The organism is Mycobacterium sp. AZCC_0083 (assembly GCF_014202335.1).
Classification (GTDB): Bacteria; Actinomycetota; Actinomycetes; order Mycobacteriales; family Mycobacteriaceae; genus Mycobacterium.
The window spans coordinates 1-19,747 of the sequence record NZ_JACHGP010000027.1 but is presented as its reverse complement, the minus strand read 5'-3'; the positions used below and the strand labels follow the sequence as shown (position 1 = coordinate 19,747).

Sequence of the window (19,747 nt, the reverse complement as noted above, 5' to 3'; positions counted from 1 at the left end):
AAGGAGCCGTAGGTGAGTTCACCGAACGAGCCGGGACACCCGCGCACGGGTGACGGGCCCGGAAGTACCAACGGCTCGACGGGTGGCGACCACGGCGAGGTTCCCCCCTGGCAACGCGGCACGTCCCGGGTCCGCCCGACGCCGCGCGCACCCGAGTCCGCCCCCGAGGGCGGCCGGGCAGGCGCCGCCGCCGGACAGAACCCCGGCGTCGACGCCCGCATCAACCGATTCATCTCGGGCGGCCCTGCCGCTCCAGCTGGGCCGCCGCCGCCGCAGGCTCCCCCTCGTGAGCCGAGCCCGCCCCGTGAGCCGAGTCCACCGCGCGAGCAGGACCCGGCACCGGCGCGCGGCGACCGTACGGAGACCGTGCGTCCCGAGGTCTACGCCAGCGAGCTGCCCGACCTGTCGGGGCCGGTGCCCCGTGCACAGCAGCGCAAGCCCGCCGATCGGCCCGAGCAGCCAGTTGCTCGGCTGGCGGGGCCAACCCGTGCCCAGGTGGCCAGCCGGCCGCAGGGACCGGTGCGCGCCAGCATGCAGATTCGCCGGCTCGATCCGTGGAGCGTGTTGAAGGTCTCACTGGTGTTGTCGGTGGCGCTGTTCTTCGTGTGGATGATCGCCGTCGCGTTCCTGTACCTGGTACTCGGCGGGATGGGCGTGTGGAGCAAGCTCAACAGCAACGTCGGCGACCTGCTCACTAGCGCCAGCGGCAGCGGTGGCGAGCTGGTATCCAGCGGCACCATCTTCGGCGGCGCCGCCCTGATCGGGCTGGTCAACATCGTCCTGCTGACCGCGATGGCTACCTGCGGTGCGTTCATCTACAACCTCACCACCGACATCGTCGGAGGCATCGAGGTGACCCTCGCCGACCGGGACTGAGTCCCGCGGTTTGGGTCGATCGGTGGCGTTACGGTAATCTCGTCGCTCGGCCGTAGTGCGTGTTTACGGGCCTGTAGCTCAGGTGGTTAGAGCGCTTCGCTGATAACGAAGAGGTCGGAGGTTCGAGTCCTCCCAGGCCCACGGTTGCCGGGTCACCGGCTGGCTCACCGGAAGGGTGCACCATGAGGTTGAGGTTGGTGTTGCTATCGGTCGCGGCCGCTGCGGCGGTGATCGTGTGGCGATCCCGGCACGGCGTCGAGGTGTGGCACGTGGCCGCCGATCAGCCCGGCTGACCGCGCGAATTAGGGGCCTTAGCTCAGTTGGTAGAGCGCTGCCTTTGCAAGGCAGATGTCAGGAGTTCGAATCTCCTAGGCTCCACAAAGGGATTTCAAGCAGCGGTGTGGACGTCTGGACTGCGCACATGTTCGGGGCGGAAACCGCGTCCGACGACAATCGGCGGAATGAACTGCAGGGGACCCCGGCCAACGATTCTCGGGACCCGGATCGGCGACAGGTCACCGTTCAGGTTGGGCTCGATCACCACGTTTTGAATCAACACCTGGCCGGCCTGGATGATCCGGGCGGGCAGCTCGCGTCGGCGCTGCACCTTGGCGAGGTCGGCGTTGGTCAGCCGACCTTCGCGCAGCGGAGCCCACAGGATGTTGGCCGCGGCTACGGCATCGGCAACAGCAAGGTTGATGCCGACCCCACCGACCGGTGACATGGCATGAGCCGCATCGCCTATGCACAACAAGCCAGTGCGCCACCATGTCTTGAGCCGGTCGACCCGCACGTCGAGCTGGCTGGTGTCGTCCCAGGAATGCAGGTCGTCGACGCGGTCGCGCAGCTGAGGTCGCACGGAGACCAGGCGCTCCTTGAACGTCTCAAGCGACCCGTCGCGGAGATTGAGCCCCTTCGGCATCGGATACGCGATCTGCCAATAGTCGCCCCGATAGATCATGGCCATCATCAGGCCCCTACGGATTACCGCGAACAGCTCCTGCGGGTCGCCGGGGCGCCATTTCAGCCGGAACCACAACACGTCGATCGGGGAGCTCGCCGTGGCTAGCCGCAAGCCAGATGCGGCCCGCACAGCGGACTTTCGACCGTCCGCCGCCACCACCAACTCGGCGCGCACTTCGAGTTCGGGCGTGCGCACACCGACCACCCGGTCGCCATCAAAGATCAGCTCCTTGACCTCGGCGTTGCGGATCAGAGTGAATTCCGGGTAGCCAGAGGCCTTTTCAGCCAGGAAGTCGAGGAAGTCCCACTGGGGCATCAAAGCGATATAGGGATACCTGAAGCCAAGCGCTTTGAGGGCACCAAAGTTGCCGAAGGTGCGAATCGAGCCGTCGGTGTCGAAGGCGACACGGTTGACCTTGGTATGCGGCAGTCGCAGGAACTCATCGATGAACCCCAGCTCGTCCATGATCCGCAGGGTGCTTGGATGCACGGTGTCGCCGCGGAAATCGCGCAGGAAGTCATTGTGCTTCTCCAAGACGACAACCGGGATCCCGGCGCGAGCAAGCAAGAGGCCGTGAACGAGGCCAGCGGGACCGCCGCCGGCAACACAAACCTGGGTCTCCAGAACCTGTGTCACGGCCCGACACTACTCCGCTGAATGGCGGGCTCACGGGGACGATGCCCGGGCTGGACCGGGTTCCAACAGCCTAGCCGCCGTCGTGAAAACATCGCTTGCCGCGAAGAATATTGGGCCGCCATGTCGAGATCGGCGTGGCGGCTCCGTCCCAGGGGTAGATGAGGCCACAGTGGCCCATCACGAGAAAGGGAGACCACCATGGCCAAGTACCTGATGCTCAAGCACTACCGCGGTGCGCCCGAGTCCGTCAACGCCGCCCCGATGGACCAGTGGACGCCGCAAGAGGTCGACGCTCACGTGAAGTACATGAACGACTTCGCCGAGCGGCTAGTGGGCACCGGCGAGTACGTCGACAGCCAAGCCCTGTCGCCTCAGGGCACCTTCGTCCGGTTCGACGGGGAGGGTCGTCCGCCGGTCACCGACGGACCGTTCGCGGAGACCAAGGACCTGATCGCCGGCTGGATGGTGATCGACGTCGACACCTACGACCGTGCACTCGAGCTCGCCGGCGAATTGTCCGCAGCCCCAGGTGCCGGCGGCAAGCCGATCCACGAGTGGCTCGAATTGCGTCCCTTCCTTGGCGCACACCTGACGGTCAACGAATGACCGGACCGGCCAGGTCAGATCAGGTGCTGGAAGAACTGCTGCTTCGGGAGCTGACTCCCGCAGTGATCGGCGTGCTCGTGCACCGTGGAGTCGACTTCGCGACAGCCGAGGACGCCGTTCAGGAAGCGCTCATCCAGGCCGCGCTGACCTGGCCGGAGCAGCGGCCGGCCGACCCCAAGGGTTGGCTGGTCACGGTCGCCTGGCGCAAATTCGTCGACGCCCACCGTTCCGAGGCGTCCCGCCGCGACAGGGAGGAACGCGTCGCGGTCGAGCCGCCGCCCGGACCGACCGAGGCTGCCGACGACACCTTGCAGCTGTTCTTCCTGTGCGCGCATCCCTCACTGAGTTCGTCGTCCGCGGTGGCCCTCACGCTGCGCGCCGTCGGCGGGTTGACCACCCGCCAGATTGCGCAGGCCTACCTCGTGCCGGAGGCGACCATGGCGCAGCGCGTCAGCCGGGCCAAACGCACGGTCCGCGACGTGAGGTTCGACGAGCCGGGCGATCTGGCGACCGTGCTGAGGGTGCTGTACCTGGTGTTCAACGAGGGCTACACCGGCGACGTCGACCTGGCGGCGGAGGCGATCCGGCTCACCCGGCAATTGGCGTCGATGACCGACGATCCAGAGACCGCAGGACTTCTCGCGTTGATGCTGCTGCACCACGCTCGCCGGGAGGCGCGGACCGGGCCGGGCGGGAGGCTGGTCCCGCTTGCCGAGCAGGACCGCTCGCGCTGGAACACCCCGCTCATCGCCGAGGGCGTCGTCATCCTGCAGAGCGCGCTGGGTCGCGACGAACTCGGTGAGTACCAGGCGCAGGCGGCGATCGCCGCGATCCACGCGGACGCGCCACGCGCCGAGGAGACCGATTGGGTGCAGATCGTCAGCTGGTACGACGACCTGTTCGCATTGACCGAGAGCCCGGTCGTGGCGCTCAACAGGGCCGTCGCCATTGGCGAGGCCGACGGCGCGACAGCGGGTCTCGCGGCGTTGGCCACGGTGGACCCAGGCCTGCCCCGGCACACCGCCGCGTCGGCGTACCTCCACGAGAAGGCCGGCGACACTCGAACGGCGGCGCGGCTGTATGCCGAAGCCGCCCAGATCGCCCCAAACCTCGCCGAACGCCACCACCTGACCCGGCAGGCAGCACGGCTCGGCCAGGCGCTACTCCCCTGACTTGCGTTGGGCCGCGCGGTCTTTCAGGGCTTGGGCGTGACGTCCACACTCGGCGGGAGCGGCGATGGGTCCGGCTGCGTCGAGCGCCGAATGATCGAGAACGCCACCGCCCCAACGGCCAGCACCGCGGCGCCGGCGGCGATCACGAAGATCGGGCGCGGACGGCGCTTGGAGCGCCGGGCCTCCTGCAGCGCCTGCGGCAGGTTGGCGACGACCTCCTGGGCCGCGGCGAGTTCGTTGGCGATCGTCTCTTGCGCGGCGGCGAGGTCCTTGCGCAGCTTGCCGCTGCGGTAGCGGTCACCCAGCCAGTTCGCCGACGAGTGCGCCGAACCCAGGCCGATCCCCAGCACTCCCCTGGTGACGTCGACCGGGCCCACCGTCGAGTACTTCAGACCACGGGCGAACCTCTCCCTTGGCGTCAACCGGACGGCACTCGTCTTCGAGCTCATGCCACAACCTCTCCGCGGTCTACTGAATTGAAGTTCCAGCCTGCCATCATCGCCGACCGGACGGTGGCCGCTGACGGCGACAACACTATTCGGGCGGGGGCCTGATCCGGCACCGAAAAGACGAATGGCAGACTGGCATCCCGTGACGAGCCCAATTCAGACAGCGACCGCGACCCTGCACACCAACCGCGGTGACATCAAGATCGCACTGTTCGGCAACCACGCCCCCAAGACCGTGTCCAACTTCGTCGGACTTGCGCAGGGCACCAAGGACTACAGCACCGAGAATGCGACCGGCGGCACGGAGGGCCCGTTCTACGACGGCGCTATCTTCCACCGCGTCATCTCCGGCTTCATGCTTCAAGGCGGCGACCCGACGGGGACCGGCCGTGGCGGACCTGGCTACCAGTTCGCCGACGAGTTCCATCCGGAACTGCAGTTCGACAAGCCCTACCTGCTGGCGATGGCCAACGCCGGGCCAGGCACGAACGGCTCACAGTTCTTCATCACCGTGGGCAAGACCCCGCACCTGAACCGCAAGCACACCATCTTCGGCGAGGTCGTCGACGAGGAGTCGCAGAAGGTCGTCGACGCGATCGGCGCCACCGCGACCGATCGCGGCGACCGTCCGACCGAGCCCGTGGTCATCGAGTCGATCACCATTTCGTAGAAGTCAGCACCTGCGCGAGCGCGCGCAGAGTGCCTACCTTTGTGGCGTGTCGTGCCGCAGACGCGCGCGCTCGCGGCAAGGTGGTTGGGGACTAGCGAGGGCCGTCTGATGGGCCGTAGCCCGCGTCGGTCAGCGCGTCGAGCACGTCGAGTGGACTTGTGCCCAGATCCCATCGGGTGAACACCAGCAAGCGGTCGTCGGCGGCTGTGTCGACCTCGAGTAGATGCACCTTGCGCCCGATGCGGCGGAATTCCGTGATCCGGATCCTCGCGATGTCGTCACGACGCAATGTATAGGTGCGCAACCAGCCGCGGACGACGAGTCCGCCGGGCGTGATTGCCAGCTTCGGCCGGGCCCGCCACGACATGCTTGCAAACGAGAGCAATCCGACTGCGGCAATGCCTCCGAGGATGCGTCCGGGGGCATCTGTGACTACGGTCACAACGCCCGTAGCCATCCCGAGCCCCAGGATTCCGCATGCAGCGATTCCGGCGGTCGACGGACCCCACTCAGTTTGCTGCATGACTTACTTGCACCCTCTAACCGTGGCGAATCGAGTTATCCACAGGCGCTATCCCCAATGGGGATGAATCACAACGATGTGATTGGGTGACGGAGAGGTTGCGAGACGGGTAACGCACAGAAACCACTTTGAATGCATCCTTACGGGGAAGGATGCTCAACGCCAGCGCATCGTGAGCAACAGGCCGGTAATCATGCAGGCAAACGCGATGGCGTAGTTCCACTGGGCGAGGTCGGCCATCCATTGCAGGAAACTCGGCGCGTCCACGGGGTTGGTAGCCGCCAACTGGAAGACCAGCAGCCACAACAGGCCGATCAGCATCAATCCGATGAAGAGCACGACGAACCACACGCTCGACGGTCCGGCCTTGACCTTGACCGGAGTGCGACTCACCGAGCTGGTGGTGAAGTCACTCTTCTTGCGAACCTTGGACTTGGGCATGGGTACCTTCGCGGACAGTCGGCGTCGCGGGTGCGACGATGGAGCGGATGCACCTGAGAGCCTAACCCAGCACGTCGTCCGACAGAGAAATCTGAACGCGGCCGAGGAGGGGACGATGAGCGCCACGAGGCCGTCCGCCTGGCGTTTCGGCGTGCCTGCCGTGTGCCTGTGCGCAGGCCTGCTGCTGGCAGCCACCCACACCACCTCCCAAGGCGGTGAGATACGTCGCAGTGACGCACCGCGGCTCGTCGACCTCGTCCGCGATGCCCAACGGTCCGTCGACCGGCTCTCCAGTGAGCGCGATGGACTCGTGACCCAGATCGACACCCGCCACGGCGGCTCCCCGGGCGCCGACGCGGCGCTGGCCGCCATCACCAGCCGCGCCGACGTCCTCGCCGCCGACGCCGGGCTGGACCCCATGCGCGGTCCTGGCTTGGTGATCACCCTGACCGACGCGCAGCGCGACGCCGAGGGCCGCTTCCCCGGCGACGCCTCCCCCGACGACCTGGTGGTCCATCAGCAGGACGTGCAGGCCGTGTTGAACGCCCTGTGGACCGCGGGCGCCGAGGGCATCCAGATGCAGGATCAGCGCCTCATCGGTACGTCCGCACCCCGCTGCGTCGGCAACACGCTGTTGCTCAACGGTCGTACCTACGGTCCGCCGTACGTCATCACCGCGATCGGTGACGTGTCGGCCATGCGGGCGGCCCTCGCGGCGGCGCCGTTGGTCACGCTCTACAAGCAATACGTTGTGCGGTTCGGACTGGGCTACACCGAACAGCCGCGGGACCGCGTGGAGTTGGCCGGGTATCCGGCGCCGGTGCGGATGCGCTTCGCCAAGCCCGCCGGTCCCCTTGGCTACTGACGGCACCCAGTAACCTGGTCCGATGCGGGTTCTCGTCGTCGACAATTACGACAGCTTCGTGTTCAACCTGGTCCAGTACCTTGGCCAGCTCGGCGTGAACGCGACCGTCTGGCGCAACGACGATGCGCGCCTCGCCGGCGATGACGAGATCCGCGCGGCCGCCGAGGAATTCGACGGCATCCTGCTCAGCCCTGGCCCTGGCACGCCTGAGCGCGCAGGCGCGTCCATCCCGCTGGTGCTGGCGTGCGCGGCGGCGAAGACTCCGCTCCTCGGCGTCTGCCTCGGGCACCAGGCCATCGGGGTGGCATTCGGGGGTACCGTCGATCGCGCTCCCGAACTGCGGCACGGCAAGACCAGCAGCGTGTACCACTCGAATATCGGTGTGCTGCAAGGACTTCCGGACCCCTTCACCGCGACGCGCTATCACTCGCTAACGATCCTGCCGGACACCCTGCCCGAGGTACTGCAGGTGACCGGGCGCACCGAGGGCGGCGTCATCATGGGCGTGCAGCACGTCGATCTGCCGATCCACGGCGTCCAGTTCCATCCAGAGTCGATCCTGACCGAGGGCGGCCACCGGATGCTGGCCAACTGGCTGACGCTATGTGGCACGCCGCCCGCCGAGGCGCTGGTGGCCCAGCTCGAACGCGAGGTGGCCGATACCGTGCGGGCGGCTACTGCGCGAAGCTCAGCGTGATGGTGTCGGTGGGCTTCATCGGGGTTCCTGCCGCCGGGTCCTGAGTAACGATCCCGTTGGTTGGCACGCCGCTGTTCTGGGCGTTCTGAAGCTTGACGAAGTTGCTACCAATGTTCTGCCAGCCAAGCGACTGCAGGAACGGCGCGGCGTCGTCCCAAAACATTCGCCTCAAGTCGGGCATGGGGAACTGGTTGCCCTGCGACACGTTCACCTGAATCGGTGTGTCCACCGGTACGACCTCGTTCGCGGGGGGAACGGTGCCAAGGACCTGCCCCAGAGTCGATTTGAGCCCGTCGACCTGGATCGGAATGGGTGGAACGGTGAACTCACTCGCCGCGAGGATCGCCGTCGCCTCCTCGAGGGTGCGCCCCTTCACGTCGGGGACGGGCTTGGTGTTCGGTCCACTGCCCACCACGATCGTGATGACGTTGGTGATCGCCGACGTCGAATTGGCCGTGGGCACGGTCCCGATGACAAGGCCCTTCAGGTCCGGTTTGGACGTCGACGTCGTCTGTTGGAACTTTCCGAAGCCGGCGCCCTTGAGCTTGGTCACGCACGCGGCATAGGTCAGGTTTGGGTTCGTGCAGTCGGGCATCATGGCTTGCTCGGGACCCGACGACACGTTGATCGTGATCTCGTCGCCCGCGGAAACGGCGCTGTCGGCCTTGGGATCGGTATCGATCACCTTGCCTGGCGGCGTCGTCGAATCGGAGTGCTGCTGGATGGTGGTCTTGAACCCGCGGTTCTGCAGGGCCGCAATGGCGTCCTGCTGCGTCTGGCCCTTTACGTTGGGCACCTGCTGATCGCGCGGGCTGCCGCCGATCATGTTGATCGCGACCGTCACGACCACGGTCAGCACCGCCAGCACAGCGACCGCGATCAGCCACCGGCCGATCGACCCGCCGCGTTGGGGTTCGACGTAGCCGGCCGGGTGGGTGGGGATGTGTTCGGTGGGTTGCGCGCGACCGCGCGAGGGTGGCGGCGCTGACAGCAGCGACGTGCGCTCGGCATCGGTGAACACCTTGGGAGCGTCTGGTGCCTCGCCGCTGTGCACGCGGATCAGATCGGTGCGCATCTCCGCCGCAGTCTGATACCGGTTCTCTGGGTTCTTGGCCAGCGCCTTGAGTACAACGGCGTCCAACTCAGGGGAGATGCCGGCATAGCGCTGAGACGGCGGCACTGGATCTTCCCTGACGTGTTGGTAGGCCACCGCCACGGGTGAGTCACCGACGAAAGGTGGCTCCCCCGTGAGCATCTCGTAGAGCACGCAGCCCAATGAGTACACGTCCGAGCGAGCGTCCACCTTCTCGCCGCGGGCCTGCTCGGGGGACAGGTACTGGGCGGTGCCGATCACGGCGGCGGTCTGGGTCATCGGGTTGCCGGTGTCGGCCAGTGCGCGGGCGATCCCGAAGTCCATCACCTTCACTGCGCCGGTCTTGCTGATCATGATGTTGGCGGGTTTGACGTCGCGGTGGATGATGCCGTGCTGGTGGCTGAAGTTCAGGGCCTGACACGCATCGGCGATGACCTCGATGGCCCGCTGCGGTTCCATCGGGCCGTCGGTGTGCACGATGTCGCGCAGCGTCACGCCTTCGACGTACTCCATCACGATGTAGGGCAGTGGCCCGGCAGGGGTTTCGGCCTCGCCGGTGTCGTACACCGCGACGATGGCGGGGTGGTTCAACGCCGCAGCGTTCTGGGCCTCCCTGCGGAAGCGCAGGTAGAAGCTCGGGTCGCGAGCCAGGTCTGCGCGCAGCACCTTGACGGCCACGTCGCGGTGCAGCCGGACGTCGCGGGCCAGGTGGACCTCCGACATGCCACCAAACCCGAGGATGTCACCGAGTTCGTAGCGGTCGGACAGGTGCTGCGGGGTGGTCATTGCCCCGTGTCTTCTAGGACCGGAGTGTCATCGTCTCCACCGTCGCCGATGGACCCAGAATCAATCCACTCCGGAGCCGGCATGGCACCAGGAGACGCGGGTGGAGGCGGAGGCACGATGGTGGTGCTGGTGTTGGTGATCGTGGGCGGCGGCGACTGGTTGGCCTTGCGATCCTGGGCGTTCAGCACGATCAGGATCGCGATGACGATGGCCAGCGCGCCGAGAACCCCGGCCGCCCACAGGAGCGCGCGCTGACCGGGGGAGAAGGTGCGACGCTGCTGCACCGGCGTGCGGTGGCTGCCCGTCACCGGGCGAGGTCGGGCTGCGGTCGGTGGCCTGCTGCCGTAGTCGGCGACCGCGCGGGCCTGTGTGACCGACGGGATCGCAGCCGGAGCGGCGCGACCGATGGAAGGCGCATGGTTGGGCCGGGGCGGTCGCCGTCCGGCGCGCACCGCGGCAACGGCGTCGGCGAACGGCCCGCCCGAGCGATAGCGGTGGCCGGGCTCCTTGGCCAGGGTGATCTCGATCAGCTCGCGCACGTTGGGCGGTAGGTCGGAGGGCAGCGGCGCGGGCTGCTCCTTGATGTGCTTCATCGCCACCGTCAGCGCGCCGTCACCGGTGAACGGCCGCCGGCCGGCAAGGGTCTCGTATCCGACGACACCGAGTGAGTAGACGTCACTGGCCGCGGTGGCGTCCTTGCCGAGCGCCTGCTCCGGCGCGATGTACTGCGCGGTGCCCATGACCATGCCGGTCTGGGTGACGGGAGCTGCGTCGACGGCCTTGGCGATGCCGAAGTCGGTGAGCTTCACCTGCCCGGTGGGCGTGATGAGGATGTTGCCCGGCTTGACGTCGCGGTGCACCAGCCCGGCCGTATGGGCGACCTGCAGGGCCCGGCCGGTCTGTTCGAGCATGTCGAGGGCGTGCCGCAGCGACAACCGCCCGGTGCGCTTGATCACGGCGTTGAGTGGTTCGCCGTTGACCAGTTCCATCACCAGGTAGGCCGTGCGGCCCTCGCCGACGTCGAGCTCGGTCTCGCCGTAGTCGTACACGCTGGCGATGCCGGGGTGATTGAGCATGGCGACCGTCCGGGCTTCGGCGCGGAACCGCTCGACGAACTCGGGGTCGGTGGAGAACTCCGCCTTGAGCACCTTGATGGCGACCTGGCGGCCCAGCCGAGTGTCGACGCTCTCCCACACCTGGCCCATGCCACCGGTGGCGATCAGCCGCTGCAACCGGTAGCGGTCGGACAACGTGACTCCGACGCGCGCGCTCATGATCCCTCCCGAAGCGCAGCGGCGATGGTGGCGCGGCCGATCGGCGCGGCCAGCGCACCCCCGGTGGCGGACAACCTGTCGCCACCATTCTCCACGAGAACCGCGACGGCGACCTTGGGGGCCTTGGCCGGCGCAAAGGCGATGTACCAGGCGTGGGGCGGTGTGTTGCGCGGGTCGGTGCCGTGTTCGGCCGTACCCGTCTTGGAAGCGATCTGCACGCCGGCGATGGCTCCCTTCTGCTGAGTCGCCTGCTCGGCGCCAATCATCAGGTCCGTAAGTGTAGTAGCGACCTGAGAGGACACTGCCCGGCGGACTTCCCGAGGAGCGGTGGTGCTGAGGTTGGCGAGGTCGGGACCCTTCAGGTCATCGACCAGATACGGCGCCATCCTGACCCCGTCGTTGGCGATCGTGGCGGCCACCACGGCGTTCTGCAACGGGGTCACCGCGACGTCCTTCTGCCCGATGCTCGACATTCCGAGCGCGGCCTGGTCGCTGATCGGACCGACGGTCGACTCGGCGACCTGAAGGGGAATCGGCAGGGGAGAGGAGTCCAGACCGAATGCCCGCGCCGCGCCCCGCAGCGCGTCGGTTCCCGTGTTGATGCCGAGCTGGACGAAGGAGGTGTTGCACGACTTCGCGAAGGCCTCCCGCAGCGACGCGGTCGGAGCGCCGCCGCAGCTCGATCCGCCGTAGTTCTCCAGCGTTGCGGTGCTGTCCGGCAAGGCAATTCGCGATGCGGCGGTGAGCTGGGTGTCCACCGTCGCGCCGTCCTGCAGCGCGGCGGCAGTGGTGATCACCTTGAACGTCGAGCCAGGGGGATAGGTCTCCGAGATGGCTCTGTTGACGAGCGGCGCGTTCGGGTCGTCGCGCAGCTGCTCCCACGCCTTGGATTGCTCGTCGACATCGTGGGAGGCCAGCAGGTTCGGGTCGTAGGACGGCGTCGACACCATCGCCAGGATCTTGCCCGTCGACGGCTCGAGAGCAACTACCGCTCCCTTGCACGGCCCGTTGCAGCCCTGCTCCATGGCGTCCCATGCGGCCTGCTGCACCTGCGGGTTGAGCGTCGTGCCCACGTTGCCGCCCCGCGGATCGCGACCGGTGAAGAAGTCGGCAAGCCGCCTGCCGAACAGGCGCTCGTCGGAGCCGTTGAGCACGGCGTCCTCGGCGCGTTCGAGGCCGGCGCTGGAGTAACGGAGTGAGTAGAAGCCGGTGACCGGCGCGTAGGCCAGCGGATTCGGGTACACCCGCAGGAAGCGGAAGCGCCCTTCGGTGGACGTCGAGTAGGCCAGCAGCTGGCCGCCTGCCGAGATCTGACCGCGCTGCCGGGAGTACTCGTCGAGCAGCACGCGCTGGTTGCGCGGGTCGGAGCGCAAGCCGTCGGCGGTGAAGACCTGGGTCAGGGTGGCGTTGGCCAGCAGCAGCACGATCAACGCCATGATCGCGATGGAGACGCGGCGCAGGGAGGTGTTCATACCTTCGCGATCACCTCCGTGCCCGCGGCGGCGATCGGCGTGCTGTTGGGCGCCTTCGTGGTGAGCGGGCGGCGGGCGGCATCCGAGATGCGGATCAGGATCGCCAGCAGGACGTAGTTCGCCAGCAGCGACGAGCCCCCGTACGACATCCACGGGGTGGTCAGCCCGGTGAGCGGGATCAGCTTGGTGACGCCGCCCACGACGATGAACAGCTGGATCGCCAGCGTCGAGGCAAGGCCCGCGGCGAGCAACTTGCCGAAGCTGTCGCGGACCGCGATGGCGGTGCGCAGGCCGCGGATGATGACGATCGTGTAGAGCATCAGCACGGCCGCCACGCCGACGAGGCCGAGTTCCTCGCCGATCGCGGCGATGATGAAGTCGGTGGACGCCGCGGGCACGGTGCCGGGTTGGCCGTTGCCCAGGCCGGTGCCGAAGATGCCGCCGGTGGCGAAGCTGAACAACGACTGCACGATCTGGTAGCCGGTGCCGTCGGGGTCGGCGAACGGGTCCAGCCAGGTCTGCACGCGGACCTGCACGTGCGCGAACGCGTAGTACGCCGCAACGCTTCCCGCCGCGAACAGCGTCAAGCCAATCAGGACCCAACTGAGCCGCTCCGTGGCGATGTAGACCAGCACCAGGAAGGACGCGTACAGCAGCAGTGAGGTGCCGAGGTCCTTCTCGAACACCATCACGCCGACCGATGCGGTCCAGGCCGCGAGCAGAGGCGCCAGGTCGCGGGGCCGGGGCAGATCCAGGCCGAAGACGTGCTTGCCTGCGCTGGTGAACAGGTCGCGCTTGGCCACCAGGACCGCGGCGAAGAAGATCAGCAGCAAGATCTTGGAGAACTCGGCGGGCTGAATCGAGAAGCCGGGCAAGCGAATCCAGATCTTGGCGCCGTTCTGCTCGGACATCGACCGCGGTAGCAATGCCGGAATGACCAGCAGGATCAGGCCGCTGAGGCCGCACACGTAGCCGTACTTGGCCAGGACCCGGTGATCACGAAGGAAGATCACGACGAGCGAGAAGCCGGCGACGCCGACCAGCGTCCACAGCATCTGTTGGTTGGCGCTCGGCCCGGGGGCCGCGCCAGGGGCGAGGGGGCCTGCGGCGAGGTCGAGACGGTGAATCATCACCAGGCCGAGGCCATTCAGCAGCGCGACGACCGGAAGAAGCAGCGGATCGGCGTAGGGCGCGAAGCGCCGGATCGTCAGATGTGCACCCGCGAACAGTGCGACGTAGAAGACCAGGTACTGGACCAGGTCCCAGCGCAAGCCCTGCTCCTGATTGGCCTCGACGATGAGCAGCGCCACCATCGTGATGAGCGCGGCGAACCCGAGCAGGAACAGTTCGGCGTTGCGCCGGTTGGGCATTGGCGGCACGACGGACACCGGGGCCTGCGGTTGGGTGGTCGTCATGACGCAGCCCGGCAGGTGGTGCCCGGCTCCTGCGGTGGGGGAGGCAGCGCCGTCACGGTCGGCGACGGCGTCGGCGGTGGCTGCGGTGCGGGCGGTGGTCCCGGCGGCGCGGGAGCGGTCACGGTGGTGGGAACCTCGGCCGTCGGCGACTGGTCCGGTCCAGGCGGTGGCGGCGTCGGAACGGGCGGTGCGCCTGCAGAGGGTTGTGTAGACGATGCCGGTGGAGCGGACGTCGGCGGGGGCTTCTCGTTCGTGGTCGTCGTCGGCTTGGGGGGCGCGCAGACCGGCAGCAGCGAGGTCTGGCCGAGTTCGTTGAGCTGACGGATGGCGTCGTCGACGCTGCCGGTGGGGAGGCCAGCCGTGACCTGCGCGCGCTCGGACTCCCGCAGGTCGCCGACCTTGAGCAATTGGCAGCCGGTGCGGGGGTCGTCGATGCCGATGACCTTCAGGTCGTTGCGAGAGTCGAGACAGGCGATGCGAAACGGCTGCTGCAGAGGCATTCCGAGAAAGGAGCCCTGCACGCCACGCATGATGTAGACCGCGCCGTCGTGCTCGGCGACGTAGTAGTTGCTTTGAACCATGAACCGGCCGACGGCGAGCCCGGCGACCACCAGAAACACCAGCAGGACGGCCGCGTAGGCCATCCTGCGCCGTGACCGGGGTTTCCGCGGCGGCGGTTCCGGTTCGGTCGAAGGCCGTTTCGGTGGGCCAGCCGCGTTGCGGCGCGGGTTGAAGGCCGAGGCCCGGCCCGCCGCGGTGTTTGGCGGGGCGGTCTGGTCGTCGTCGCCGGAGACGGCGCCTGCCAGGATGGGCTGGGTCTGGCCGTAGCCGTAGTCGACGACGTCCGCCACGACGACGGTGACGTTGTCCGGCCCGCCGCCGCGCAGCGCCAATTCGATGAGCCGGTCGGCACTTTGGGCCACATCGGGGATCTGTAGCGCTTCCAGGATGGTGTCGTGGCTGACCGGGTCGGACAGCCCGTCGGAGCACAGCAGGTAGCGGTCGCCGGTGCGGGCCTCGCGCACGATCAGCGTCGGCTCCACCTCGTGTCCGGTGAGCGCCCGCATGATCAGCGAACGCTGCGGGTGACTGTGCGCCTCCTCGGCGGTGATGCGGCCCTCGTCCACCAGAGTCTGGACGAAGGTGTCGTCCTTGGTGATCTGGCCGAGCTCGCCGTCGCGGAGCAGATAGCCACGGGAGTCGCCGATGTGGACGAGGCCAAGTTTGTTGCCCGCGAACAGGATTGCGGTGAGCGTCGTGCCCATGCCCTCCAAGTCGGGATCCGCCTCGACGTGGGCGGCGATCGCGGCGTTGCCCTCGTGCACGGCCTCGTTGAGCTGGCTGAGCAGGTCACCGCCCGGCTCGTCGTCGTCGAGGTGCGCGAGGGCGGCGATCACCAACTGGGAGGCCACCTCGCCCGCGGCGTGGCCGCCCATGCCGTCGGCAAGGGCGAGCAGACGCGCACCGGCGTACACCGAGTCTTCGTTGTTGGCGCGAACCAGACCGCGGTCGCTGCGCGCCGCGTAGCGGAGAACGAGAGTCATGGACGCAACTCGATTACCGTCTTGCCGATTCGCACTGGCGTGCCCATCGGAACCCTAACCGCCGTCGTCACCTTCGCCCTGTCGAGGTATGTACCGTTGGTCGATCCTAGGTCTTCGACGTACCATTCGGCGCCTCGCTGCGACAGGCGGGCGTGCCGTGTCGAGGCGTAATCGTCGGTGAGGACCAGAGTCGAGTCGTCGGCCCGGCCGATCAGCACGGGCTGGGCACCCAGCGTGATCCGGGTGCCAGAGAGCGCGCCCTCGGTGACGACGAGTTGGCGGGCGATGTGCCTGCGGTTCCGATTCGGCAGCAGGGTGCCCCTCAACGCCAGCCCGCGTTTCACCATGACGGCGCCGGTCGGGGCGTACAGGTCGGTGCGCAGGATCCGCAGTACCGACCAGATGAAAAGCCACAACAGCAACAGGAATCCGACACGCGTCAGCTGCAGAACTAGCCCCTGCATCTGACGTCCTCTCCTTCACCGTCCCACAGCCGTAGCCCTGGCGCCCTCCGAACGCGTTCGGCTGCATTCGGCAACGTCACGATACTTGGGCGGTGATAGGCGTGCGGGCGAAGCGAACAGCTTTCACCCAGCCAGTGACCTGCCAGAGCCGTCAGTGAACGCGGACGATGATCTCGGAGTGGCCCAGCCGGATGACGTCGCCATCGGCCAGCTGCCATTCCTGCACGGGGGCATTGTTGACCGTGGTGCCGTTCGTCGAGTTCAGGTCCGACAGCAGTGCGACCTGGCCGTCCCAGCGGACCTCCAGATGCCGGCGTGAGACACCGGTGTCCGGGAGCCGGAACTGGGCGTCCTGGCCGCGCCCGATGACGTTGGCGCCCTCGCGCAACTGGTAGGTCCGGCCACTGCCGTCGTCCAGTTGCAGGGTCACGTTCGCGCCAGCGGCGCCGTAGCCCGCGCCGCCGTATCCGGCAGGCTGTCCGGGCTGCTGGCCGTAGTCGTACCCGGGCTGGCCGTAGCCGCCCTCGGCGTAACCGGCTGGCGGCTGGCCGTAGTCGTAGCCTGCGGGCTGCGCGTAGTCCTGGCGTCCGTAGGCCTGGGCGCCGTAGCCGGCTTGCTCGGGGTAGCCACCCTGTTCCGGGTAGCCGCCTTGCTCGGCGGGGTAACCGCCCTGCTCGGCCGGGTAGCCGCCCTGTTCGGGGTAGCCGCCCTGGTCTGGGTAGGCCGGGCGAGGCTCCGGTCGGCCGTAGTCCTCGTGGCGCGGCGGAGCGGCCGGCGGGCGGCCGTAGTCGTACTCACCTGCGGGCTGGCCGTAGCCACCCGGAGCAGGGGCGGGAGGGGGCGGCGGGTAGCCGCCCGGCGCTGGTGGGCGCTGATCGTAGCCAGCGGCAGGAGGCGGACCGTAGCCCGCGGGCGGGCCCTGGTCATAGGACGGCGGCGGGTAGCCCTGCGGGGGGTAGCCGCCTTGTTCGGGCGGGTAACCACCCTGGTCGTATCCCGCCGGGGGCGGCGGTGGCTGCCGGGGCGGGTAACCGGGGGCCGGAGCGCCCTGCGGCGGGTGGCCGCCCTGCTCGGGCGGGTACTGTCCGCGCGGGTCTTCACCTTGGCGTCCGTAGTCGTAGTACTCGTCGCCGGGCTGCCCTTGTCCCTGGCCGCCGCGGTAGCTCGGGTTGTCGCTCATTGGGAGTACTCCTGGTTCTGCGGTGTACGCGTGCTCTCGTGCGTCCTGGGCGGGTTCGCCGCTGGTGGAATCTGGGTTGACCGCTCCACGTGTGCGGAACTGGCCGGTATGCAGGTTCTGTGACGGTTCGAATCTGACGACCACCTCACCATACGTTTGCCACCCGTGATCACGTATGTATCCCTCCAGGTATCTGGCAAAAGTGGTCGATCTGAGGTCGGGGTCGGCGCTCACCTTCTGATGGTCGGACCCACTGAGGGTAATGACGTAGTCGTTGGGGGCCAAAATGCGCCCGCCGCCGACTGCGCGTGCACCGGCCTCCGCTTCGCGTTGCAACATCGCCTCGACTTCCTGAGGCACGATCGCTCCGCCGAATACGCGGGCGACGGCGTCGCCGACGGTCGACTCCAGTTTCCGCTCGAAGCGGCCGACAAGACCCATGTCACCGCCCACCTCGATCGTCGTCGTTTCGGTCAGGTCCGAGGCCATGCGTGTCGCGAAGCCTCGATGTCGCCTTCATGGTATCGGCCATCGCCGTCGCAACGGGACACACAGAACTCTGAGAATCCGATCACGCCAGGTCAGGGGCAACTCCGGGCCTCGGGTCGGTGCCATCTGCGCGGTTGGGGGGTGTGCCGGTGTGCGTGATAGTCTTCCCCGGTTGTTGGGGCGAGTGGCGGAATGGCAGACGCGCTGGCTTCAGGTGCCAGTGTCCTTCGGGACGTGGGGGTTCAAGTCCCCCTTCGCCCACAATGCGCGGTTCCACGAGCCGCAGGCGCTAAGGTCACGAACCAGATATGGGTCGTGACCTTAGCTTTTTGAGGGGTGCTCTCCGTCGAGCGCCTTGGCAATGAGGGTTGGGGGACTTTCGTCGTCAGATCCCTTTTCGGTCGTCGCACGGTAGCCCTGGCAGAGGTGTGAGACCGTTGTGCCTCGCGGGGCTGCATGGCGTAGCTCGGCGTGGCTGACCGCGGCGGGGCGCCGGTCCCGGCGTCGGCACGGCACCCCCAAGTTTGTGCATGCGCGCCGACAGATCCGCCGAGCATGATCGGCGACCCGGATCGAACTATCTATCTACACTCCACCCGTGAGTCCGAACGTGGCGGAGGATGACACGTCTGCCTCGCGGCGGCTGCGCAAGATCGCTCTCGACAGCGAGATCGCCGGCTGCCGGCGCTGCGAGGGGATGAACATCGCGCCCGTCACCGTGTCTGCACCCGGCTACGGGAGCTTGAGCTCGCCGGTGGCGCTCATCGGGCAGAGCTTGTGCGAGAAGTGCATGGAGAGCCAGATCCCGTTCACCGGCGGTAGTGGCGAGTTGATCGACGAGAGCATCGAGGGTGCGGGCTACGAGAAGAAGGACATCTTCATCAGCAACGCGGTGCACTGCCATCCGCCGAGGAACCGACCGTCGCATGAGCACGAGATCGTCAACTGTTCCCAGTACCTGCACCGCGAACTCGAGATCGTCCGACCGCGGTTGGTGATCACGCTGGGTCGCGACGCCGAACGGGTGCTGAAGTTCTTGTATCCGCGGGCGCGGGTCTCAAAGCCGAACTTCGAGATTCCGCACGGACGACTTTCGAAGGGAGTCCCGTACATCTTCCACGCGAAGCACCCGTCGTGGATCCATCGCCAGCACGACGACGAGCTCGAAGCCGAGTACGTGTCGACTCTGTCCGCGGCCATCCGGTGGAGCTTCGACCGCGGAGGCGAGGATGCGACGGGATAGGTGTCACGTAGCGTCCGCAGTCGTGGAGTACCTAGACGACGATGGGGTGCTCTCCCACGGCTTCCGGTTCCGCCCGTCCTGGTGGACGCCCAGGGCGCCGGAGGGATGGGGCGGCTTCCTCGAACAGCTGCCCGCACAGGAGCGCGGCTACCACCGGATTGCCCGGGAAGACCTGCTCGCAGCCGCGACCGATCGCGGGCTGCCGCAAGCACTACTGGCCGGTTACGTCTGGGGTACCGGCAACTCGGCGTTCCTCGTCGGGCGCCGAGCACGGGTGTTCCGGTACAAGGATGCTCAGCGTTTCGACGACTCCCTGCACGCGGTGGCCGAGACGCTGCGGAGCGGCAACGCCGTCGAGGCCTACACCTCGATGCTGCGGGGGCAATCGCAGAACCTCAAACACCTCGGAGCGTCGTTCTTCACCAAGTTCCTCTATGCCGCTAGCAGACCTGGGGCGGCGACGGCGTCGCCGATGAGGTAGCGGTTGTCGCCTTGATCGACTGCGGGCCGGTCGCACCAGGTGTGGCCGGCTAGGCCGAGGGCTCCGGTGCGGTTGTTGGCGAAGTGCACGACGAAGCCTCGGGCAATCAACACGTCGAGCAAATGATAGGTCGACGACCGCGGCATGTTGAGGTCGCGAGCGATGGCCGCACCCGGCGCGGGGACTGAACGGCTGACTAGATACAGCAACACATCCAACGCGCGGCTGACCGCGGGCGAAGTACTCGACACGCCTGATCTCCCGACCTCTGGTGTTTCCTCAAAGAGTCGGCGGCGGTCTCGGATACGAGAAATTAGCTTCTCTGGGGCGCTTCGCTCTCCACCGTGGTGATCGAAAATTGTGCGCGCCGGTTGCGGTTGCGGACGGGGTCTGCGCTGGTATAGCGG

Annotated in this window: 20 protein-coding genes and 3 tRNA genes; 11 read left to right on the top strand and 12 right to left on the bottom strand. The window is 67.5% G+C overall.

The annotated features are described in order from the left end of the window. Nucleotides 1–12: 12 nt before the first annotated feature. From HNP02_RS39615 to HNP02_RS39605, 3 genes are all read left to right on the top strand, one after another. On the top strand, nt 13–876 hold the full coding sequence (locus tag HNP02_RS39615; protein ID WP_184446138.1) for a DUF3566 domain-containing protein: 864 nt from the start codon (nt 13–15) through the stop codon (nt 874–876). A 67-nt stretch (nt 877–943) separates the two neighbouring features. Further along, nucleotides 944–1,017 (top strand) — tRNA-Ile (locus HNP02_RS39610). 164 nt (nt 1,018–1,181) lie between these two features. Continuing rightward, a tRNA-Ala gene (locus HNP02_RS39605) sits at nt 1,182–1,254 on the top strand. A gap of 10 nt (nt 1,255–1,264) precedes the next feature. On the opposite strand, the gene HNP02_RS39600 is transcribed toward HNP02_RS39605, so the two are convergent. Next, on the bottom strand, nt 1,265–2,476 hold the full coding sequence (locus tag HNP02_RS39600; protein ID WP_184446137.1) for an FAD-dependent oxidoreductase: 1,212 nt from the start codon (nt 2,474–2,476) through the stop codon (nt 1,265–1,267). Nucleotides 2,477–2,674: 198 nt separating this feature from the next. Here HNP02_RS39600 and HNP02_RS39595 point away from each other — a divergent pair, with 198 nt between their 5' ends. Next, the gene (locus tag HNP02_RS39595) at nt 2,675–3,082 is read left to right on the top strand and encodes a YciI family protein (protein ID WP_184446136.1); all 408 of its coding nucleotides are present in this window, start codon (nt 2,675–2,677) and stop codon (nt 3,080–3,082) included. A gap of 26 nt (nt 3,083–3,108) precedes the next feature. Next, on the top strand, nt 3,109–4,254 hold the full coding sequence (locus HNP02_RS39590) for an RNA polymerase sigma factor (protein WP_184446207.1): 1,146 nt from the start codon (nt 3,109–3,111) through the stop codon (nt 4,252–4,254). A gap of 23 nt (nt 4,255–4,277) precedes the next feature. Here the strand turns inward: HNP02_RS39590 and cwsA are convergent, their stop codons facing one another. After that, nucleotides 4,278–4,703, bottom strand: a complete 426-nt coding sequence (cwsA, locus tag HNP02_RS39585; RefSeq protein ID WP_184446135.1) for a cell wall synthesis protein CwsA — start codon at nt 4,701–4,703, stop codon at nt 4,278–4,280. Nucleotides 4,704–4,827: 124 nt separating this feature from the next. Here cwsA and HNP02_RS39580 point away from each other — a divergent pair, with 124 nt between their 5' ends. Then, nucleotides 4,828–5,373 carry a peptidylprolyl isomerase gene (locus HNP02_RS39580; RefSeq protein ID WP_184446134.1) on the top strand — a complete coding sequence of 182 codons (546 nt, stop codon included), beginning with the start codon at nt 4,828–4,830 and terminating at the stop codon, nt 5,371–5,373. Between the two features lie 91 nt (nt 5,374–5,464). Here the strand turns inward: HNP02_RS39580 and HNP02_RS39575 are convergent, their stop codons facing one another. Together HNP02_RS39575 and crgA are read right to left on the bottom strand one after the other, a co-directional pair. Further along, the gene (locus HNP02_RS39575) at nt 5,465–5,896 is read right to left on the bottom strand and encodes a PH domain-containing protein (protein WP_184446133.1); all 432 of its coding nucleotides are present in this window, start codon (nt 5,894–5,896) and stop codon (nt 5,465–5,467) included. Between the two features lie 156 nt (nt 5,897–6,052). Beyond that, a complete protein-coding gene (crgA, locus tag HNP02_RS39570) occupies nt 6,053–6,337 on the bottom strand; it encodes a cell division protein CrgA (RefSeq protein ID WP_184446132.1) in 285 nt (94 codons plus the stop codon). A gap of 115 nt (nt 6,338–6,452) precedes the next feature. Here crgA and HNP02_RS39565 point away from each other — a divergent pair, with 115 nt between their 5' ends. Both HNP02_RS39565 and HNP02_RS39560 read left to right on the top strand, forming a co-directional pair. Further along, nucleotides 6,453–7,202 (top strand): DUF881 domain-containing protein, encoded by a 750-nt coding sequence (locus HNP02_RS39565; protein WP_184446131.1) that lies wholly within the window; start codon nt 6,453–6,455, stop codon nt 7,200–7,202. 22 nt (nt 7,203–7,224) lie between these two features. Continuing rightward, nucleotides 7,225–7,899 carry an aminodeoxychorismate/anthranilate synthase component II gene (locus tag HNP02_RS39560; protein WP_184446130.1) on the top strand — a complete coding sequence of 225 codons (675 nt, stop codon included), beginning with the start codon at nt 7,225–7,227 and terminating at the stop codon, nt 7,897–7,899. Here HNP02_RS39560 and pknB read toward each other — a convergent pair. The 7 genes from pknB to HNP02_RS39525 all read right to left on the bottom strand — a co-directional run bounded on the left by pknB (nt 7,877) and on the right by HNP02_RS39525 (nt 17,568). Next, nucleotides 7,877–9,778: a Stk1 family PASTA domain-containing Ser/Thr kinase gene (gene pknB / locus HNP02_RS39555; protein ID WP_184446129.1), complete on the bottom strand. Its 1,902-nt coding sequence runs from the start codon at nt 9,776–9,778 to the stop codon at nt 7,877–7,879. The two genes, HNP02_RS39560 and pknB, sit on opposite strands and share 23 nt — an antisense overlap. After that, nucleotides 9,775–11,052 (bottom strand): protein kinase, encoded by a 1,278-nt coding sequence (locus tag HNP02_RS39550; protein WP_184446128.1) that lies wholly within the window; start codon nt 11,050–11,052, stop codon nt 9,775–9,777. Before HNP02_RS39550 ends, pknB begins: the two co-directional genes overlap by 4 nt. Then, complete coding sequence (gene pbpA, locus HNP02_RS39545) at nt 11,049–12,524, bottom strand: D,D-transpeptidase PbpA (RefSeq protein ID WP_184446127.1); 1,476 nt, start codon at nt 12,522–12,524, stop codon at nt 11,049–11,051. The genes HNP02_RS39550 and pbpA overlap by 4 nt, the downstream gene beginning before the upstream one ends. Continuing rightward, nucleotides 12,521–13,939: an FtsW/RodA/SpoVE family cell cycle protein gene (locus HNP02_RS39540; protein ID WP_184446126.1), complete on the bottom strand. Its 1,419-nt coding sequence runs from the start codon at nt 13,937–13,939 to the stop codon at nt 12,521–12,523. The genes pbpA and HNP02_RS39540 overlap by 4 nt, the downstream gene beginning before the upstream one ends. Next, nucleotides 13,936–15,483: a PP2C family serine/threonine-protein phosphatase gene (locus HNP02_RS39535; protein ID WP_184446125.1), complete on the bottom strand. Its 1,548-nt coding sequence runs from the start codon at nt 15,481–15,483 to the stop codon at nt 13,936–13,938. Before HNP02_RS39535 ends, HNP02_RS39540 begins: the two co-directional genes overlap by 4 nt. After that, nucleotides 15,480–15,947 carry an FHA domain-containing protein gene (locus HNP02_RS39530; RefSeq protein WP_184446124.1) on the bottom strand — a complete coding sequence of 156 codons (468 nt, stop codon included), beginning with the start codon at nt 15,945–15,947 and terminating at the stop codon, nt 15,480–15,482. The genes HNP02_RS39535 and HNP02_RS39530 overlap by 4 nt, the downstream gene beginning before the upstream one ends. Nucleotides 15,948–16,098: 151 nt before the next feature. Continuing rightward, nucleotides 16,099–17,568 (bottom strand): DUF3662 and FHA domain-containing protein, encoded by a 1,470-nt coding sequence (locus HNP02_RS39525; RefSeq protein ID WP_184446205.1) that lies wholly within the window; start codon nt 17,566–17,568, stop codon nt 16,099–16,101. A 226-nt stretch (nt 17,569–17,794) separates the two neighbouring features. Between HNP02_RS39525 and HNP02_RS39520 the strand changes: the two genes are divergently transcribed. The 3 genes from HNP02_RS39520 to HNP02_RS39510 all read left to right on the top strand — a co-directional run bounded on the left by HNP02_RS39520 (nt 17,795) and on the right by HNP02_RS39510 (nt 19,340). Next, nucleotides 17,795–17,877 (top strand) — tRNA-Leu (locus tag HNP02_RS39520). A gap of 337 nt (nt 17,878–18,214) precedes the next feature. Then, a complete protein-coding gene (locus tag HNP02_RS39515; RefSeq protein WP_184446123.1) occupies nt 18,215–18,859 on the top strand; it encodes a uracil-DNA glycosylase family protein in 645 nt (214 codons plus the stop codon). Nucleotides 18,860–18,881: 22 nt separating this feature from the next. Continuing rightward, nucleotides 18,882–19,340, top strand: coding sequence for a hypothetical protein (locus tag HNP02_RS39510; protein WP_184446122.1), 459 nt, complete (start codon nt 18,882–18,884; stop codon nt 19,338–19,340). Here the strand turns inward: HNP02_RS39510 and HNP02_RS43440 are convergent. Then, a complete protein-coding gene (locus tag HNP02_RS43440) occupies nt 19,292–19,591 on the bottom strand; it encodes a helix-turn-helix domain-containing protein (RefSeq protein WP_184446121.1) in 300 nt (99 codons plus the stop codon). The genes HNP02_RS39510 and HNP02_RS43440 overlap by 49 nt on opposite strands. Nucleotides 19,592–19,747: the final 156 nt, after the last annotated feature.

Bases quoted from the DNA above. Each gene is read 5' to 3' on its own strand.
- HNP02_RS39530 (WP_184446124.1), bottom strand. From the start codon at position 15,947: ATGCAGGGGCTAGTTCTGCAGCTGACGCGTGTCGGATTCCTGTTGCTG.
- HNP02_RS39595 (WP_184446136.1), top strand. From the start codon at position 2,675: ATGGCCAAGTACCTGATGCTCAAGCACTACCGCGGTGCGCCCGAGTCC.
- crgA (WP_184446132.1), bottom strand. From the start codon at position 6,337: ATGCCCAAGTCCAAGGTTCGCAAGAAGAGTGACTTCACCACCAGCTCG.
- HNP02_RS39525 (WP_184446205.1), bottom strand. From the start codon at position 17,568: ATGGGTCTTGTCGGCCGCTTCGAGCGGAAACTGGAGTCGACCGTCGGC.
- HNP02_RS39580 (WP_184446134.1), top strand. From the start codon at position 4,828: ATGGCAGACTGGCATCCCGTGACGAGCCCAATTCAGACAGCGACCGCG.
- HNP02_RS39575 (WP_184446133.1), bottom strand. From the start codon at position 5,896: ATGCAGCAAACTGAGTGGGGTCCGTCGACCGCCGGAATCGCTGCATGC.
- HNP02_RS39560 (WP_184446130.1), top strand. From the start codon at position 7,225: ATGCGGGTTCTCGTCGTCGACAATTACGACAGCTTCGTGTTCAACCTG.
- pknB (WP_184446129.1), bottom strand. From the start codon at position 9,778: ATGACCACCCCGCAGCACCTGTCCGACCGCTACGAACTCGGTGACATC.
- cwsA (WP_184446135.1), bottom strand. From the start codon at position 4,703: ATGAGCTCGAAGACGAGTGCCGTCCGGTTGACGCCAAGGGAGAGGTTC.
- HNP02_RS39540 (WP_184446126.1), bottom strand. From the start codon at position 13,939: ATGACGACCACCCAACCGCAGGCCCCGGTGTCCGTCGTGCCGCCAATG.
- HNP02_RS39565 (WP_184446131.1), top strand. From the start codon at position 6,453: ATGAGCGCCACGAGGCCGTCCGCCTGGCGTTTCGGCGTGCCTGCCGTG.
- HNP02_RS39550 (WP_184446128.1), bottom strand. From the start codon at position 11,052: ATGAGCGCGCGCGTCGGAGTCACGTTGTCCGACCGCTACCGGTTGCAG.
- pbpA (WP_184446127.1), bottom strand. From the start codon at position 12,524: ATGAACACCTCCCTGCGCCGCGTCTCCATCGCGATCATGGCGTTGATC.
- HNP02_RS39535 (WP_184446125.1), bottom strand. From the start codon at position 15,483: ATGACTCTCGTTCTCCGCTACGCGGCGCGCAGCGACCGCGGTCTGGTT.